The sequence below is a fragment of the Rheinheimera oceanensis genome (assembly GCF_018831085.1).
Taxonomy (GTDB): domain Bacteria; phylum Pseudomonadota; class Gammaproteobacteria; order Enterobacterales; family Alteromonadaceae; genus Alishewanella; species Alishewanella oceanensis.
The window spans coordinates 713,147-730,895 of the sequence record NZ_JAGPNM010000001.1; the positions used below are offsets into that span (position 1 = coordinate 713,147).

Consider the following 17,749-nt stretch of genomic DNA (forward strand, 5'->3'; position numbering starts at 1 on the left):
AGCATGTCTAAAGTGATTATCCGTACCAGCGATGCACCGGCTGCCATTGGCACATACAGCCAGGCAGTAAAAATTGGTACCACGGTGTATTTGTCTGGCCAGATCCCATTAGTGCCAGCCACTATGCAACTGGTATCAGAAAACTTTGCCGAACAAACCCATCAGGTATTTAAAAACCTGGCAGCAGTGTGTGACGCCGCCGGTGGTAGCTTAAATGATATGGTGAAGGTAAATATTTTTCTAACCGATCTTGGCCAGTTTGCCACAGTAAATGAAATTATGAGCCAGTACTTTGCCGAGCCTTACCCGGCGCGTGCCGCAGTGCAGGTATCGGCTCTGCCGCGTGCCAGCCAGATTGAGATCGACGGCGTAATGGAAGTGCCGTCAACACACTAGGCCGACAATGACTCCTGCCCGCCTGCTCTGCCTTACTGTTACCGTTATGCTGGCCAGCTGGCTGGCAGCTACGGCAGTGCAGGCCGAAGAGCCACTGCCGGGCGAAAGTGAGCCGCAGTTGCTTTGGTGTCTGGATCACTTTTCCCGCTTTCATCACTATGAAGACGTCACCACACCTTACGGCCCGTCGGTTGATTTAATGCAGGAATTAGCCAGCCGCGCAGGTTTTAAACTGGTCTTCACCCCTAAAACGCCGGGAGCACGTTGCCTGCGGCTGATGGCCGAAGGCAAAGTAGATTTAATGTCAAACCTGAAGTTCAGCGCCGAGCGTGACGCCATCATGCACCTCTTGCCGTACAATAAAACGGTGCCGGAAAGCCTGTTTATCCGCCAGGACGACAAGCGCCAGCTAGAAACCGAAGCACAGCTGCAGCAGCTAACACTGGTGAGTATCCGCAGCTATGTTTATTCGCCGGCACTCATGGCACTGCTACAGCAAAAACAACGTCATATCGTAGAAGTAGACTCAATTGAAGCCGGGTTGGAAATGGTTCTACGTGGCAGAGTAGATGGCTTAGTTGCACCTACCATCAGCACCTCTGAGGCTATCCGCAGTATCAGCAGCTACCATAACAAATTCCGTAATGCGGGTATCGACTTCAGCCGTGGTCAGTCTGGCTTTATTCATATTGGTTTATCACGGCTAAGCCCCTATGCAGCAATGGAGCCGATATTACGCCAACACCTGGCCACCATGTTAAACGACGGTACGGTCGAGCGCTTATATGCTACACCAACCAAGCTGCAACCTGCCCCCCAGTTAAATAAACAGCCCTGATGACATTAGCCGACTCTGTTGCCAGACAGCCTGTTTCTGCCATTAAAGGCGTAGGTGCCAAAGTGGCCGAGCGGCTGGATAAACTGGGCATACAAAGCATACAGGATATTTTGTTTCACCTGCCACTACGCTATGAAGACCGCACCCGCATTTATGCCATAGCCGATTTAATGCCACTGATGCATGGCACTGTGCTGGGAGAGGTTACCAGCAGCGAAATACAAATGGGTAAAAGGCGCAGCTGGCTGGTAAAAATTAAAGACGGCAGCGGCTTTCTTACCCTGCGTTTTTTCCATTTTAGTGCCGCGCAAAAAAATGCTGTTACCCCAGGCGTGTTACTGCGCTGCTTTGGTGAGGCCAAACGCGGCCCACGCGGGCTGGAAATGTTGCACCCGGAATACCGCGTCCACAACGACGAACTGCTGACCGAAGTAAATGAAACCTTAACACCCATTTACCCCACTACTGAAGGCTTACGCCAGGCCACCTGGCGCAGCCTTACCGATGCCGCGCTGCAGTATTTACAACGCAGCCAGCCGGACGAATATTTACCCGCAGATATGCTGCGCCAGCCATGGTCACTTACTGAAGCCTTAACCTACATTCACCGGCCGCCGCCGGACGCCAGCCTGCAATTACTGGAGCTGGGTAAGCACCCGGCGCAGCAACGGCTGATTATTGAAGAATTAGTGGCGCAGCAGCTGAGCATGCACAAGCTGCGCAGCCAAAGCCAGCAACAACAGGCTGTAGCACTGAAAATTGACAGCAGCTTACAGCAGCGCTTTTTGGCCACGCTGCCGTTTTTACCCACCAACGCCCAGCAGCGGGTAACCGATGAAATACGCCACGACTTAAGCCAAACCCTGCCAATGTTGCGCCTGGTACAGGGTGATGTCGGCTCAGGTAAAACCCTGGTAGCGGCATTAGCAGCCCTGACAGCCATAGGTAATGGTTATCAGGTAGCGTTAATGGCCCCCACTGAACTCTTAGCCGAGCAACATGCGGTAAACTTTGCCCGCTGGTTTGAACCTTTGGGCATTAGCGTAGCCTGGTTGGGTGGTAAAACCAAAGGCAAAGCACGTCAGGCAACCCTTGCAGCCATTGCTGATGGCAGTGCCAAAATGGTGGTAGGTACCCATGCGCTGTTTCAGCAGCAAGTAGAGTTTAACGCCTTAACACTGATTATTATTGACGAGCAACACCGCTTTGGTGTGCACCAGCGGTTGGCACTACGTGAAAAAGGCGGTATCGAAGGTAAGTATCCGCACCAGCTGGTCATGACCGCCACCCCGATACCGCGCACGCTGGCCATGACTGCTTATGCTGATCTGGACACCTCAATTATTGACGAACTGCCGCCAGGCCGTACGCCGGTTACCACAGTAGCAATACCGGATACACGGCGCGATGATATTATCGAACGGGTGCGCAGCGCCGTACAGAGCGAGCGGCGTCAGGCGTACTGGGTATGTACGCTGATTGAAGAATCTGAAACGCTGCAATGCCAGGCTGCTGAAGACACCATGCTGAACTTGCAACAAGCCTTACCGCAACTGAAAATCGGCCTGGTGCATGGCCGGTTAAAAGCCGCTGACAAACAAGCCGTAATGCAGCAATTCAGCAGTGGTGAACTCGACTTACTGGTGGCCACTACAGTAATTGAAGTTGGCGTAGATGTGCCCAATGCCAGTTTAATGATTATTGAAAACCCGGAGCGGCTGGGCTTAGCTCAGTTGCACCAGTTACGCGGCCGTGTAGGCCGTGGCAGCACTGCTTCGCACTGTGTATTGCTGTACCATGCGCCGCTGTCACGCACCGCACAATCGCGGCTTGGCGTACTGCGCGATTCTAACGACGGCTTTGTTATTGCCCAGCGTGATTTAGAAATACGCGGCCCCGGCGAACTATTGGGCACCCGCCAAACGGGTATTTTACAGTTTAAAATTGCCGACCTAGCCCGCGACGCCGACTTACTGCCACAGGCACAACAACTGGCCACACAGTTATGGCAACACAACCGCCCCGCCAGCCTGGCGCTAATCAAACGCTGGCTGGCCAATAAAGAAATTTATGGTAATGCCTGATACAACAAAACTGGCTATAAATTACTGCACCCTGCCGTATTGCGCTGGACGACAGATGCTGTGCTTGCGCAATATAACAGCGGTATTTCGCCAAAGGACAATCGTATGACAGCATTAAGCCCTTACCAATTACGCCAGCAGTGTCGCAGCGGCGCCTTTAGCGGCAATACCTCGGGTTTTGCACCAGGGTTTGTGCAGGCTAATATGGCGATATTGCCCAAGCAGTACGCGACGGATTTTTTGCAATTTTGCCACTTTAACCCCAAACCCTGCCCGTTGCTGGGTATGGCGGCCACACCAGGTGCCATTGATATGCCCTCTTTGGCCAAAGATCTGGATATCCGCAGCGATCTGCCAAAGTATCGTATTTTCAAAAACGGCCGACTGACAGATGAAGTAACCGATGTGCGTGAATACTGGCGTGATGATTTAGTCACCTTTTTAATTGGCTGCTCATTCTCGTTTGAAGAATCGTTACTGGCCGATGGCCTGGAAATCCGTAATATTACAGAAAAAGTAAACGTACCAATGTACCGCACCAATATCGCCTGCACCCCGGCCGGGGTATTTCACGGCGGCATGGTGGTAAGCATGCGGCCGATGAAGCCGTTTGATGCAATACGCGCTATCCAAATTTGCTCACGCTTTCCGCAGGTGCACGGCGCGCCGGTGCATTTTGGCGACCCGGCCGCTATCGGCATTAATGATATTAATAAACCGGATTTCGGTGATGCAGTAACCATAAAGCCCGGCGAAGTGCCGGTATTCTGGGCCTGCGGCGTTACCCCTCAGGTAGCTATAGCCAACGCCGGCGTGGATTTTTGCATTACCCACAGCCCGGGCCATATGCTGGTAACTGACTTAACTAACAGCAAGTTGTCGGTGCTGTGACGCTAACGTTACGGCAATAGCTGAATTAGCACGCCAGCGACAGCAGCACATGCCAGCACCGGCATTATGCCCTGGTTATAGCGAAATAGAGCGACGCCGGCGGCGATACCCAGCAGTAATGCAAACCAATCGAAACTACCGCTTACCCCTTGTGGCCATAACACATGGTAGCCAAAAAACAACGCCAGATTTGCAATTACTCCCACCACTGCTGCCGTAATGGCGGTAAGCGGTGCAGTAAGAGCGGCTTGCTTACGGCTGCTTTCAACCAGCGGCGCGCCAACTAAAATAAACAGGAATGACGGCAAAAAGGTAAAAAAAGTGACAATAGCCGCGGCCAGCATACCTGCCAGGGGCAGCATGTTTGGCCCAAACAATTGCTCAGTCCAGCCGGCAATAAAACCGACAAAGGCCACTACCATAATCAAAGGGCCGGGAGTACTTTCGCCCAGCGCCAGTGCGTCGATCATTTGCAGTGCAGTCAGCCAGCTGTAGTGCTCTACCGCGCCCTGATACACATAAGGTAATACCGCATAAGCGCCGCCAAAGGTTAACAGTGCTGCCTTGGTAAAAAACCAGCCCAGCTGCGCCTGTGGGCTGTGCCAGCCATATAACAGTACCAGCACACCAAGTGAAACCGCCCAGATCCCCAGCCCCAGAGCAATACCCAGCACAAACCGGCGCCAGCTGAATAACTGCCATTTTGGTAATGCCGTGTTGTCGTTTATCACTGCATCGCCCGCTGCAGCATGCGCTGTGCCACTGCCATGTGACACTGGCGGTACTGTTAACTGTACCGGCCAAAAGCGCATTAGCAGCAAACCAATACACGCCGCAGCAAGTACGATATAGGGAAAAGGTAGCTTAAATACGGCTATGCCAATAAGCGCCGCTAACGCCAACAGTTTAAGGGCGCTGGTGTGTAAGGTTTTTTTACCGATACGCCAGGCGGCAAACAGCACTATGGCGGTAACCGCCGGTTTTACGCCATACAGCAGGCCTTGTACCAGCGGCACGTCGCCATGTGCCAGATACAACCAGGCCAGCAGACTTAAGATAAAAAATGACGGCAGAATAAACAATAAACCAGCAATTAAGGCACCTTTAGCGCCGTGTAATAGCCAGCCGATATAGGTAGCCAATTGCTGTGCCTCAGGCCCGGGCAGTAGCATGCAGTAGTTCAGCGCATGTAAAAAACGTGCTTCAGAGATCCAGCGGCGTTTATCTACCAGCTCCTGGTGCATCATACCCAGTTGCCCGGCCGGCCCGCCAAAGCTGATAAAGCCCAGCTTTAGCCAGTAGCGGAATGCCTCGCGCAGGCTAACGGCTTTGGCCGCTGAAGATAAAGGCTGTGACATAAACTAAGTTATCCTGCTCTGCTGAATGTTGCTTTAAAGCTGTCCGGTGCAGTATGCCAAAATAATATGGCAGTAGCATTGTTTAAACTGAGTTTATTACGCCGGGTATAACGGAAACAACAGCGGCACCAGTAACACGCTTACCACCAGTACCAACAAGGTAAAAGGCACACCAATACGCATAAAGTCACTGAATTTATATTGCCCCGGCCCTAATACCAACGTATTTACCGGTGACGATACCGGCGTCATAAAAGCTGCCGAAGCGGCCAGCGCCACCATCATAGCAAACGGATAAGGCGATGCCTCCAGCGTAGCGGCCAGTGACACTGCAACCGGTGCCATCAGCACCGCAGTGGCAGTATTAGAAATAAATAAGCCGGTTGCCGCTGTTAACACAAATAATGCCGCTAACAGGGCGTAATGGCCGCTGTCGCCAAGCACATACAACAGGCTGCTGACGGCCAGCTCAATACCGCCGGTTTTTTGCAATGCCTGTGCAAAGGGCAGCATACCCACAATCAGCACCAGGCTGGGCCAGTGAATGGCTTTATAGGCACTGTTTAAATCAATACAGCGCAGTGCACCTAACAGCAGGCAGGTAATCAGCGCTGCTATTACGTTGGGTACTATGCCCGTTACCATTAGCAGCACCATCAGCGCCAGACAACAAAGCGCATGTGGTGCTTTGCGGGCGGCAGGGGTCATTTCATCTACTTCAGCCGGCAGGCTAAGTACCAGAAAGTCGCGGCCCTGATGCTGCAGGCTGTGAATGTCTTTCCAGTTACCGGCTACCAGCAAGGTATCAGCCCGCTGTAATTGTTCATCTACCAGTACACCTTGTAGCGCCTCGCCGCCACGGCGCAGCCCCACTACATTCAGTTTATGCCGGCTGCGAAACGCTAGTTGCTGAATTGTTTTACCCGGCATAGATGACTCTGGCGGAAACGCCACTTCTGCCAATCCTAACTCATGAGCATGTAAAGCATAGTAAGAACTGGTTAACGGCTGTGGCTCAAGCCCCAAGTGGTGGCAAATTTGCAGTACGTCCTGCGCCGGATACATCAGGTCAACCAGCAGCACATCACCTGCCTGCACGATAGTATTGCCGGTAGCATTAAGCAGTAAGGTACGGAATTTTTGCAGCCGCTCTACCGCCACTACATTAATGCCATAGTCTTTGCGCAGTGCCAGTTCATTCAGTTGCTGGTTTAATAACAGCGATCCCGGCAGTACCCTTAGCCGGTGTTCACGCTCGTTTAAGCGGTAACTTTGTGCCAGCGCGCTTAATGTCAGGCGCGGCGCACCACTCTGCCCCGGCACTAACTGCGGTTTAAGCCAGCGCCGCGCCAGCAGCATATAACCAATACCCAGTAACAGCACCACTAAGCCGATAGGTGTAAAGCTGAAAAAGTTAAAGCCTTCCAGGCCATTACGTTGCAATTCACTGTGCACCACCATATTCGGCGGTGTAGCCACCAGTGTTTGCATACCGCTGATCAGTGCGGCAAAAGCCAGCGGCATCATTAACCGTCCCGGCGCAATATTCAGCCGGGCGCAAATGCTTAACACCACAGGGATAAAAATAGCTACCACACCAGTAGAGCTCATTACCGAGCCTAATAGTGCTACTGCTAACATCAGCAGTACCAGCAGCCGGGTTTCGCTGCTCGCTGCCACCCGTACCAAAGCATCGCCCAGCCGGTATACTATGCCGGTGCGAACCAGGCCATCGCCAATAACAAACAAGGCCGCAATAAGAATAACGGCAGGATCACTAAACCCGGCCAGCGTTTGTTGTAAATCCAGCACACCTGTTAGCGGGAACAGCACCAATACCATCAAGGCCACGACATCAGTACGGGGTTTATTCGCTGCAAAGCAGCCAATACACAACAGCAGCATAGCCAGCACGCAAAGCAGTTCTGTGTTCATCGGCTATGGGCTCCGCTTAGTGTTAAAGGCGTGATAGTAAGGTAAACAGAGTAAGCTTTCTTAGCGGCAGATCAACAATACTCATTAGCTATGATACCTTTTGCCTCGCGGCAATACTTAACATTAAAGCTACTCAGGACCAGGGCCGGGCCTCTATGCGCAATACGCCCCGCAGACCAGGGCGGCTTTTCTGCTCTATCGGAATAGCGAAAACAAAACCTTTAGCCGCATCGTCAGACAACAGGCGAACCTCTGCATCTATGCCAGGTTTACCGGGGTTGATATCCTGATAACCATATTTAACACGCCAGCCCCCCAGTGCCTTTTCATCGGGGAAAGCCTCCACCAGTATTAACTCCCGGAAGATAAAACCGCCCTCATAATGCCGCTTCATAAACAGTACGCCATTTACCTCGTAATCGGGAACCAGCACTTTTACATCAAAGGCAAAACTGACAGACTTCGACGTTTTTACGCTCTTTCCGGGATCGAGGAATACAGAAAAAAGGTGCGGGCTCATCGCCCGGTCCGGCTTGCGTTCAGTACCGTCCTTGCCGGGGAAAAGCTGGCCATAGCTGCGAAAAATAGCAGAGTTTTCGCGGACCTCGCGCCGGGTCATCTGCCACTGGCAACCACGCACACTGGCGGCAATTTCAAATTGGTATGACGCCCGCACCGTTTTGCCATCTTTCAGGGCTTTCTGCACTTCCATCGGTAAAGTGATATCGTCCACATCCAGGATGCCATCAACACGCAGCGTACCAAACAGGAAACGGGTGAGATTCTGATACCCCTCTTCGGAATTCACAATACCATAGTGCCCGGAGTGGCTGCGGTGCACAAAAGCACGTGGTGAGGTGACATCCTTGCCATCCGCGCCCGGCCCGTGGGTAGTGGCATTTTCAATACGCACCAGCCCGTCACTGGCATCCCCGGCTGCCCAGGCCGAAATACCACCTGCTACGGTGTAATCGCGCGGATTGGTGCCAACAAGGTTGAAGATCCGCTCAGGTGGGAAGTTTTTTACCAGGCTGACGTCGTCTCCCCTGGGGACATCAAGGTATGCCGCCATCCTCTGACGATTAAAGTTGTTAACATCACCGAATGAAAGCCAGCCCGGCACATTACGTACTATGCGCATATCAATACCATTATGTGGCGTGGCATAGGTAAAGACCTTATCTACCGCCGCTCGTGCGGCTGCCGAGCCAAGCTTGGTATTTTGCAGGAAAGCACGACACACCAATCCGCCCATAGAATGCGCAACCAAATGCACACGAAAGTCTGCTGCTGTCATATTGTTCGCTTTATTGGCACACACTTTATCCCGCAAGCGCAGAATAAGTTGATCTAACCCTTTGGCAAAGTGTTCAATCGGTGGCGTTTCACCAGTGCCAAAATCTTTAGACGCCTCGTCGTAGTAACGGTAAATAATGATACTACGATATGGCACAGGGTGATTATTGCGCTCGGCCGCGACCAGATCATCGCCATCGACAAAAACATCTTCATACTTGTGATCACTCATCAGACGTACCAGTGGCGATTCGAAGTAAAAGCGTTTGACATCACCGCTCCAGGCCATGCGCGACTTAGTTGAACCAACATTAAACCCCATATAAGGGTCGGCAACGGTTTCCTCAATCTCACCCTGAGTAGCAGCAAAGCCGCGGACATAGATGATCGGATGATAAGGATGCTGTGAATTTGTGGCCATAGCAGAGGCTCCGTGTTGAAGTAAATTGGGTCAGGGTTTGTAATCACAATCAATGACACCCGAGCTAACACTGCTGAGCTGTTAAAGTGCGCTGATGTACAGCATTTTTTAATCAAACAATTTTTTTAATCAAACAACTGTAGTTTAAAAACAAATAAAATGTGAGGTGTTAGACACATGATTAAAAATGGTATATTTCAATTTATAAATGAATATTTATCATACATCGTAGCCAAGGTAGCAGCATGATTGAAAAAATTCACCTGAGTATTTTGCGTGAAATTGACCGCCAGGGCTCGCTAACAGCGGCAGCCAGCAGCCTGAGTCTGACGCAGTCGGCCTTAAGCCACACCATAAAAAAGCTGGAGCGGCAGGGCAATATCAATTTGTGGCTTAAAGATGGCCGTAATATCCGTTTAACTGAGGCTGGTAACTACCTGCTGGAGCAAGCAAACCGCTTGCTGCCGCAGTTTGAACGCATGGACGATACGCTGCGCCAGTTCGCCGATAACGAAAAAGGCAGTCTGGCAGTGGGTATGGAATGTCACCCATGTTATCAGTGGTTACTAAAGGTGGTGCAGCCGTTTTTGGCGCAATCGCCGGGGGTAGATATCGACGTAAAGCAACGCTTCCAATTTGGTGGCATGGCAGCGCTGTTTAACTACGATATCGATTTACTGATAACACCCGACCCAATCAACAAAGAAAGCATAGTGTTTGAGCCGGTGTTTCCGTACGAGCTGGTGCTGGTGGTTAGCCAGCACAGTAAACTGAGTGGTTTAAGCCAGGTAGCCCCGGCACAGCTAAGCGACCAGGTATTGCTAACCTACCCGGTAGAAACGGCGCGGCTGGATATTTTTCAGCAGTTTTTACTACCGGCCCAGTGTATGCCCAAATTACATAAAACACTGGAAGCCACCGACATTATTCTGCAAATGGTGGCGGCTAACCGCGGTGTTGCGGCTATGCCGAAATGGCTGGCGCTGGAATATGCGCAAAACCTGCCGGTTAATGTTATTCGCTTAGGCAGCAGCGGTATTCATAAGCATATTTATGTCGGTTACCGTAAGCAGGAAAAACTGAATAAACATATCCAAACCTTTATTACTCTGGCCAAAAGCAGCGGTGCAGCCTTGTCGGCAGAAGTGTAAACAGCACTCAGGTAAATGGCAGCTTAGTGCTGCCGTGCCAGCTTCCACTGTAACACCGCTTTTACCACTAAAGTGGCAATAGCAATAAGTGTTAGCAAAGCTGCGGCAATAAAGGCCCCGGCGGTGTTGTAATCTTGCTGCAGCAGTTCAATATGCAGTGGCAGTGTATTGGTTTGGCCACGAATAGTACCCGACACCACAGACACCGCGCCAAACTCGCCCACCGCACGGGCGTTGGTTAAAATAACGCCATACAGCAGCGCCCAGCGAATATTGGGCAAGGTAATATGCCAGAACACCTGCCAGCCACTGGCACCCAGCAACACAGCTGCTTCTTCCTGCTCGGTGCCCAGCGTCGACATCAGCGGCACCAGTTCGCGCACCACAAAGGGGCAAGATACAAATACCGTTACCATTACCAGGCCGGGCCAGGCAAACATCAGCTGTATATCATGCTGCTCCAATATATTCGCAAAAGGGCCGTTGCTGCCATATAGCAATAAATACAGCAAACCGGCCACTACCGGGGATACGGCAAACGGAATATCAATCAGCGTAAGTAATAAACGCCGGCCGGGGAAACTAAAACGGGTAACACACCAGGCAATCAGGGTGCCAAAAATCAGGTTTACCGGCACCGTTAAGCCCGCCACCAGCAGTGTTAAACCAATGGCATGCAGCATGTCAGGCTCAGTCAGGTTTTGCCACACCCCGCCGACACCGGCAGAAAACGCCGCGACAAAAATAAACACCAACGGCACCACTAACAGCAACAGCGTTAACACCACACCCAGGCTGATTAATAACGGCCTGATCCAGCGCCGTGAGCTATTAAGCGCGGTTTGGCTCATTTCACGCCTCCGGTAATGTGCTGATAGCGCTGCTGAATGCCATTAATAACAAACAGCAAAATTAACGATGCCAGCAGCACCACACTGGCAATAGCGCTGGCACCGGCGTAATCAAATTCCTGCAGCCGGACAAAAATCATCAGCGAGGTCACTTCAGTTTGCCACGGCAGGTTACCGGCAATAAAAATAACCGCACCAAATTCGCCCAGACTGCGGGTAAACGACAATGCCGTACCGGTAAGCAGTGCCGGCTTTATTTCCGGTAATATAATACGAAAAAACGTTTGCCACGGGCTGGCGCCCAGCGTAGCCGAGGCCTCTTCATACTCCGGGCCAAATTCTTCCAGCACCGGCTGCACCGAACGCACCACAAAAGGCACACTGGTAAAAATCATTGCCAGCACTATGCCCAGCCAGGTGTAAGATACCTTTATATCCCACAGCGCCAGATACTGGCCAAACCAACCCTGGGTAGAAAACACCGCCGCCAGTGTTAAACCCGCAACAGCGGTGGGCAAGGCGAAAGGTAAATCCATCAGGCCATCGAGCAAAATACGGCCGGGAAAACGATAACGGGTTAAGATCCAGGCCATTAGCAGGCCAAAAAATAAGTTAAAAATGCTGGCCACCAATGCTGCAGACAGCGTAACTTTATAGGTAGCTACTACCCGCGGATCAGAAATAATCGCCCAGTACTGCGCCCAGCTTAACTCTGCCGTTTGCACTATTAAGCCGGTAATGGGCAGTAAAATAACCAGGCTGATAAAAAACAAACTGCTGCCAAGGCTGATACCAAAGCCCGGCAGCACACGTTTACTGCTGATACTGCGATAAAATGCCACGGTTAGCGTTTACCCTCGGCCAGTAATTGGTCCAGCACACCACCGTTGGCAAAATGGTTACTTTGCACGGCATCCCAACTGCTGAACACATCTTCTACTTTAAACAGTTTAGTTGCCGGAAACTGCGCCGCAGTGGCAGCAACCACGTCGGCATCGTGCACCCGGTAAAAGTGGCGTGCCAGTACCTGCTGTGCCGCCTTGCTGTATAAAAACTCCAGGTACGCTTTAGCTTGTTTTTCGCTGCCGTTGCGCTGAATATTGCGGTCAATCCAGGCTACAGGGAATTCGGCCAGCACATTGGTTGGCGGCACTACCCGCTCAAACTGCTGATCCGGATATTGTTTAATAATACCGTTTACTTCAGATTCAAAGGTGATCAGCACATCACCCAGCCCACGTTCAACAAAAGAGGTGGTAGCGCCACGGCCACCGGTGTCAAATACCACTACGTTGGCTAAAAAGGTTTTTACCCAGTTACGGGCTTTGGCATCGTCGTTGTCAAAACGCTGCAGCGCATCACCGTAGGCGCCTAAATAAGTGTAACGCGCGTTGCCCGAGGTTTTCGGGTTAGGAAATACCAGGCCAATGCCCGGTTTAGCCAGATCCTGCCAGCTGCTGATTTGCTTGGGATTACCCTTACGCACTAAAAAGGCCATGGTAGAGTAATAAGGCGAGGCATTATTGGCTAAGCGTTCACGCCAGTTTGCCGGCAGCAAATTACCACGCTGGTGCAGTACATCAATGTCGGTGCTTTGGTTAAAGGTTACCACGTCGGCACGCAGCCCCTGCAAAATAGCCTGTGCCTGGCGCGATGAGCCACCATGCGATTGGTTAATGGTTAAGGTTTCACCGGTTTGCTGCTGCCAATGGGCAATAAATAACGGGTTAATTTCAGCAAATAATTCACGGGCAATATCATAGCTGCTGTTTAACAGTTCTTTTGCGGCCAGTGGTGCGCTTAGCAAGGTGGCAAACAACAGCAGCGCCAGTTTTTTTGAAATGTGCATAGGTACCGTCCTGTAAATTAAATGCCTTCGCCAAGGAAGACTTTGCTGTAACGGGGCTGGATCCAGGCAATATCGCCCTGCGCCAGCGCCAGCTGTTTAAATTGCTCTTTGGGTAATTCAATATGAATAAGCTGTTGCCCGGTATCGGTTATTACTTCCAGCCGCGCCACCGGCCCGACTATGGTTACCAAATCCAGCTTTACTTTTAGCCCGTTGCTTACCGGTGCTTTAAATACCTCTATTTCATGCGGCCGCACGTAGGCAAAGCCGTCCTGCTCGTCACCATTAGTATGTTCCGGCGACGCCAGTTGTACACTGCCAATGGTGGTTTGGCCCTGTTTTACCCTGGCATGAAATAAATTTACGTTGCCAAGAAACTCATACACAAAGGGGTTGGCCGGGTGATCGTAAACCTGCTCTGGTGTGCCATCCTGTTCAATGGCACCTTTGTTCATTACCACTATACGGTCGGCTACTTCCAGCGCTTCTTCCTGATCGTGGGTGACAAACACACTGGTTACATGAATTTCGTCGTGTAAGCGGCGTAACCAGCGGCGCAGTTCGGCCCGCACCTTGGCATCTAAGGCACCGAAAGGCTCGTCCAGCAGCAATACTTTAGGCTCTACCGCCAGTGCCCGTGCCAGGGCAATACGCTGGCGCTGACCACCGGATAACTGCGCCGGGTAGCGATCTGCTGTCCAGTCCAGTTGCACCAGCTGCAGTAATTTATTCACTTTTCTCGCAATTTCGGCCTTATTGGGGCGAAATTTTTTCGGTTTTACCGTTAAACCATAAGCAACATTTTCAAATACCGTCATATGCTTAAACAGCGCATAGTGCTGAAACACAAAACCCACGCCGCGCTCAGACACATGCTGGCCGGTAATGTCTTCATTATTAAACTGAATACGGCCGCTGTCGGCTTGTTCCAGCCCGGCAATAATACGTAACAAGGTGGTTTTGCCCGAGCCTGACGGCCCCAGTAGAGCCGTTAATTCGCCGGTATTAATACTCAGGTTAACATTGTCTACCGCTACAAAATCACCAAAGCGTTTATTTACCTGTTCAATGCTGATGCTCATAACCTGTTAATCCTGTTCTGTTGTTACAGTGCATGGCCGCTCAGGCTGTGGAGTATTGCCGGGCTCAGCAGTAGACAGCTGTTATCTTACGCCTGGTATTTAATAACTTTAAAATAGCAAATTAGAATCTTCTATATCTTTTAGAAATATAAGTAGCAAAATGCCTTCCGCAAAAGTGCTAAAACACAGCCCCGATACAGCATTTTTACTTTGCACTTGCGTTACATAATAAAAAAAGCAAGAAGGTAACGCATTTTGACAACTTCCCCGAAGTGACAAGATTACTACAATGATTGCCAGGGGTTGGCTATTCGGCATGGATGTGCAGGAAGCCGTACGGTCAGCGCCTGCACAAACGAACATGCCGGCAGCTTCCAATATCTGTAGTTAGTAACCGTGCTGCTGCCCTATTGTTTGATTTGAATGACTTATAACAAATCACGAGGGGATGTAGATAAAATGGAAAACAGGAAAAAATTTAGCCGGACAGCATTGGCCAAAGCCGTGTCTTTGCTGCTTGGCAGCACCGCTGGTATGCCGCTGTACGCGCAACAAGCCCCGCAGACCGAAGCGGTAACACCGGCCGACATTGAAGTAATACAAGTGCGTGGCGTACGGTCAAGTATGCAGGAAGCCGCTGATATAAAACGTAATTCAATGGGTGTGGTCGATGCTATTTCTGCTGAGGATATCGGTAAATTTCCAGACACCAACCTGGCAGAATCGCTGCAGCGTATTACCGGTGTGTCTATCAGCCGCACCAATGGTGAAGGTTCGGAAGTAACAGTACGCGGCTTTGGTGGCGACAACAATATGGTTACCCTGAATGGCCGTACCATGCCGTCAGCCACTACTTATGGTGCCGGTTCAGGTGCCGACGGCACCACCCGTGGCGGTAGCGCCCGGGCTTTTGATTTCTCTAATCTGGCATCAGAAAGTATCCGCGCAGTAGAGGTGTATAAAACAGGTAAAGCCAATATCGCCACCGGCGGCATTGGTGCCACACTTAACGTTAAAACAGCCCGCCCGCTGGATACAGAAGAAACTGTAGCCAGTGTTGGTTTAAAAGCAGTACATGATTCCACCAACCGCACCGGCAATGATGTCACCCCGGAAATATCCGGCATATTCAGCCATACGCTGGATAATGGCAAATTTGGTGTGAGTTTATCGGCCAGCCATCAAAGGCGCGACTCCGGTTACACCGGCGCCACCGTTAACGACTGGCAGGTAGATTACTGGGACGACATCGCCGATGCCGATCGTACCTGGAATAACGCTGATACTGAAGTGATTAATGCGCCAGAACAAGGCCAGCTATATGCCCGGCCAAATGATATCCGCTATGCGTTTTCCAATACCCGGCGCGAGCGCGACAATGCCCAGCTGACGTTACAGTTCAGGCCGGTAGACAACTTTACTGCAACAGCAGACTACACCTTTGCCGAAAACAACCTGGTTGAGCACCGTGGTGAAGTGGGTAACTGGATGCAAACCGGTAGCAATACTAAGGTGGTAGAATTTGATAACAATAGCGTTAAAACGCCGTCTTATATTCAGGAAACCTATGCCAGTGCCGTAGATGAAGGCTATGAGCAACAATGGCGTGAACAAACCAATACGCTGAAATCTGCCGGTTTAAACCTGGAGTATCAGGTTAATGATGCCCTAACCCTGATGCTTGATGCCCACAGTTCCGAGATGTTCAGCCGGGGTACCGGGCCACGCGGCTCAGGCGAACTGGCCGTAGGTTTAGGCGCCCCTATTGTTACCTCGCGTGAATGGTTCTGGGGTGCCGATTTACCCACTTATCAAAACGTGTATGACGATACCATCCCGGAGAAAGGCGCTAATGCTAATGGCATGGTAGATGCCGGTGATGTTGGTTCATCCATTGCCCGTATTCGCAACGCCAGCCAGGAAAGTAAAATCAAACAGCTTAAACTGGATGGTATGTATGAGCTGGACGATGGCCGCTTTGATTTTGGCGTAGAAATGCGCAAAATGGAGTCGCGCTCTATCCAGACAGCCGGTAATAATATTGCACTGGGTAACTGGAACGTAGGTAACCCCGGCGAATTTGGTGATTTAATTAAACCATTTGATTTACCCGGCGAGTTTGACGATTACAGCGCCCGCCCGGGCGGCTACGGCTTTATTGCTGATCCGCGCGCATTATACAACGCTGCGTTAGATTTATATCCCGGTATTCCTACCGGCGTAGAAAGCTCATTATCGTATGACAACATCGTTGAAGAAGACACCACTGCAGTGTACTTTCAGGTGGCGTTAGGCGGTGAACTTGGCGGCATGCCATTTGATGTGTTAACCGGCCTGCGTTATGAAAAAACCAAATCAAAATCCAGTTCACTGGTCAGCCAGGTGTATTTCAGCTGGGAAGATAATAACGACATTGTTGCCTATGTCGATTCTACTGTACCACCAGAGCCTACCTCAGCGGAAAATGATTACGACTACCTGCTACCCAGCCTGGATGTTACCCTGCACCTGAGCGATGACCTTGTCAGCCGCTTCTCGTTCAGTAAAACCATAGCCCGTGCCGGTTTGGGCAGCCTGGGCGTATCGGCGTCTAACTTTGGCGGCGGTGGTGGCTCTACGCTGTTAGGTGCTCAGCCTACTGCCGATGCCTCTAACCCCGGCTTATTGCCGCTGGAATCGAGCAACTTTGATTTGTCGCTGGAATGGTATTACAACCCCTTTAGCTATATGTCAGCCGGTTTGTTTCAGAAAAACGTTATCAACTTTATCGGTAGCCGCCAGGTAGATCAGCCACTGCTGGGTATTCGCGATGTTACCGGCGGGCCACGGGCAATAGCTGCGGCTCAGGCAGTGCGCGATGCCGGCTTCCCGCTGGACGATACCTATTTGTTCGCCATGATGGCCTTTAATGAGTTCCGTAACCACCCGGATATGATTGCCAGATACGGCGCTAACCCGCAATTTACCGGTACGCAAGAACAAATCGACTTTTTGGCCAGTAACCCTGGTTTTGATTTACGCGCTAACGATGATGATCCGGAAATGGTGTTCCGTACCAGCACACCCGATAACAACCGCGAAGCGAAAATATACGGTGCCGAATTTGCTATCCAGCATTTCTTTGGTGAAAGCGGTTTTGGTGTGCAGGCTAACTACACCATAGTGCGCGGCGATATTGGCTTTAATAACAACGCTAATCCTGGCGAGTCGCAGTTTGCGCTGATTGGCCTGAGTGATACCGCCAACCTGATTGGTATCTACGAAAAAGACAGCTGGCAGGCCAGGGTAGCCTGGAACTGGCGTGACAAGTATCTGGCCGAAGTAAATAAAGGTGGCTCTAACAACCCCAGATATGAAGAAGCCTACTGGCAGATAGACGTTAATGTCAGCTACGACATCAACCCGCAGTTAACGGTATTTGCCGAAGTGTTGAACCTGACAGGTGAAAACAGCCGTTCTCATGCCAGGAATGAAGCCATGCTGTGGTATCTGACAGATCTGGGACCACGCTATCAGATTGGCGTCCGTTACGACTTCTAACAGCTGCTCCCGCCAGCCAGACTGGCGGGAATGTTGTATCAGTTGTACATTAAAAGC

13 protein-coding genes are annotated in these 17,749 nt (G+C 51.1%); 6 read left to right on the top strand and 7 right to left on the bottom strand.

Annotated elements, in window-relative coordinates; genetic code table 11:
- Nucleotides 1-3: 3 nt before the first annotated feature.
- The 4 genes from J3B89_RS03315 (at nt 4) to J3B89_RS03330 (ending at nt 4,209) form a co-directional block, all read left to right on the top strand.
- Nucleotides 4-396, top strand: a complete 393-nt coding sequence (locus J3B89_RS03315) for a RidA family protein (RefSeq protein ID WP_215396069.1) — start codon at nt 4-6, stop codon at nt 394-396.
- A 7-nt stretch (nt 397-403) separates the two neighbouring features.
- Nucleotides 404-1,234 (top strand): substrate-binding periplasmic protein, encoded by an 831-nt coding sequence (locus tag J3B89_RS03320; protein WP_215396070.1) that lies wholly within the window; start codon nt 404-406, stop codon nt 1,232-1,234.
- Nucleotides 1,234-3,318, top strand: a complete 2,085-nt coding sequence (gene recG / locus J3B89_RS03325; RefSeq protein ID WP_215396071.1) for an ATP-dependent DNA helicase RecG — start codon at nt 1,234-1,236, stop codon at nt 3,316-3,318. The genes J3B89_RS03320 and recG overlap by 1 nt, the downstream gene beginning before the upstream one ends.
- 105 nt (nt 3,319-3,423) lie before the next feature.
- Nucleotides 3,424-4,209 carry a putative hydro-lyase gene (locus tag J3B89_RS03330; RefSeq protein WP_215396072.1) on the top strand — a complete coding sequence of 262 codons (786 nt, stop codon included), beginning with the start codon at nt 3,424-3,426 and terminating at the stop codon, nt 4,207-4,209.
- Nucleotides 4,210-4,217: 8 nt separating this feature from the next.
- Here the strand turns inward: J3B89_RS03330 and chrA are convergent, their stop codons facing one another.
- The 3 genes from chrA to J3B89_RS03345 form a co-directional block, all read right to left on the bottom strand.
- On the bottom strand, nt 4,218-5,567 hold the full coding sequence (gene chrA, locus J3B89_RS03335; RefSeq protein ID WP_215396073.1) for a chromate efflux transporter: 1,350 nt from the start codon (nt 5,565-5,567) through the stop codon (nt 4,218-4,220).
- A gap of 96 nt (nt 5,568-5,663) precedes the next feature.
- Nucleotides 5,664-7,502, bottom strand: coding sequence for an SLC13 family permease (locus J3B89_RS03340; protein ID WP_215396074.1), 1,839 nt, complete (start codon nt 7,500-7,502; stop codon nt 5,664-5,666).
- Nucleotides 7,503-7,635: 133 nt separating this feature from the next.
- Entirely contained in the window at nt 7,636-9,219 is a 1,584-nt protein-coding gene (locus tag J3B89_RS03345) for a PGAP1-like alpha/beta domain-containing protein (protein WP_215396075.1), read from the bottom strand.
- 245 nt (nt 9,220-9,464) lie between these two features.
- Here J3B89_RS03345 and J3B89_RS03350 point away from each other — a divergent pair, with 245 nt between their 5' ends.
- A complete protein-coding gene (locus J3B89_RS03350) occupies nt 9,465-10,370 on the top strand; it encodes a LysR family transcriptional regulator (RefSeq protein ID WP_215396076.1) in 906 nt (301 codons plus the stop codon).
- A 23-nt stretch (nt 10,371-10,393) separates the two neighbouring features.
- On the opposite strand, the gene cysW is transcribed toward J3B89_RS03350, so the two are convergent.
- From cysW to J3B89_RS03370, 4 genes are read right to left on the bottom strand one after another with little or no spacing between them, the layout of a single operon-like run.
- Nucleotides 10,394-11,221, bottom strand: coding sequence for a sulfate/thiosulfate ABC transporter permease CysW (cysW, locus tag J3B89_RS03355; RefSeq protein WP_215396077.1), 828 nt, complete (start codon nt 11,219-11,221; stop codon nt 10,394-10,396).
- The gene (gene cysT / locus J3B89_RS03360) at nt 11,218-12,063 is read right to left on the bottom strand and encodes a sulfate/thiosulfate ABC transporter permease CysT (protein WP_215396078.1); all 846 of its coding nucleotides are present in this window, start codon (nt 12,061-12,063) and stop codon (nt 11,218-11,220) included. Before cysT ends, cysW begins: the two co-directional genes overlap by 4 nt.
- Nucleotides 12,064-12,065: 2 nt before the next feature.
- Nucleotides 12,066-13,070 carry a thiosulfate ABC transporter substrate-binding protein CysP gene (gene cysP / locus J3B89_RS03365; RefSeq protein ID WP_215396079.1) on the bottom strand — a complete coding sequence of 335 codons (1,005 nt, stop codon included), beginning with the start codon at nt 13,068-13,070 and terminating at the stop codon, nt 12,066-12,068.
- Nucleotides 13,071-13,087: 17 nt separating this feature from the next.
- Complete coding sequence (locus J3B89_RS03370) at nt 13,088-14,152, bottom strand: sulfate/molybdate ABC transporter ATP-binding protein (RefSeq protein ID WP_215396080.1); 1,065 nt, start codon at nt 14,150-14,152, stop codon at nt 13,088-13,090.
- Between the two features lie 459 nt (nt 14,153-14,611).
- On the opposite strand from J3B89_RS03370, the gene J3B89_RS03375 reads away from it, so the two are divergent.
- Nucleotides 14,612-17,692, top strand: a complete 3,081-nt coding sequence (locus tag J3B89_RS03375; RefSeq protein WP_215396081.1) for a TonB-dependent receptor — start codon at nt 14,612-14,614, stop codon at nt 17,690-17,692.
- The last annotated feature ends 57 nt before the right edge of the window (nt 17,693-17,749 follow it).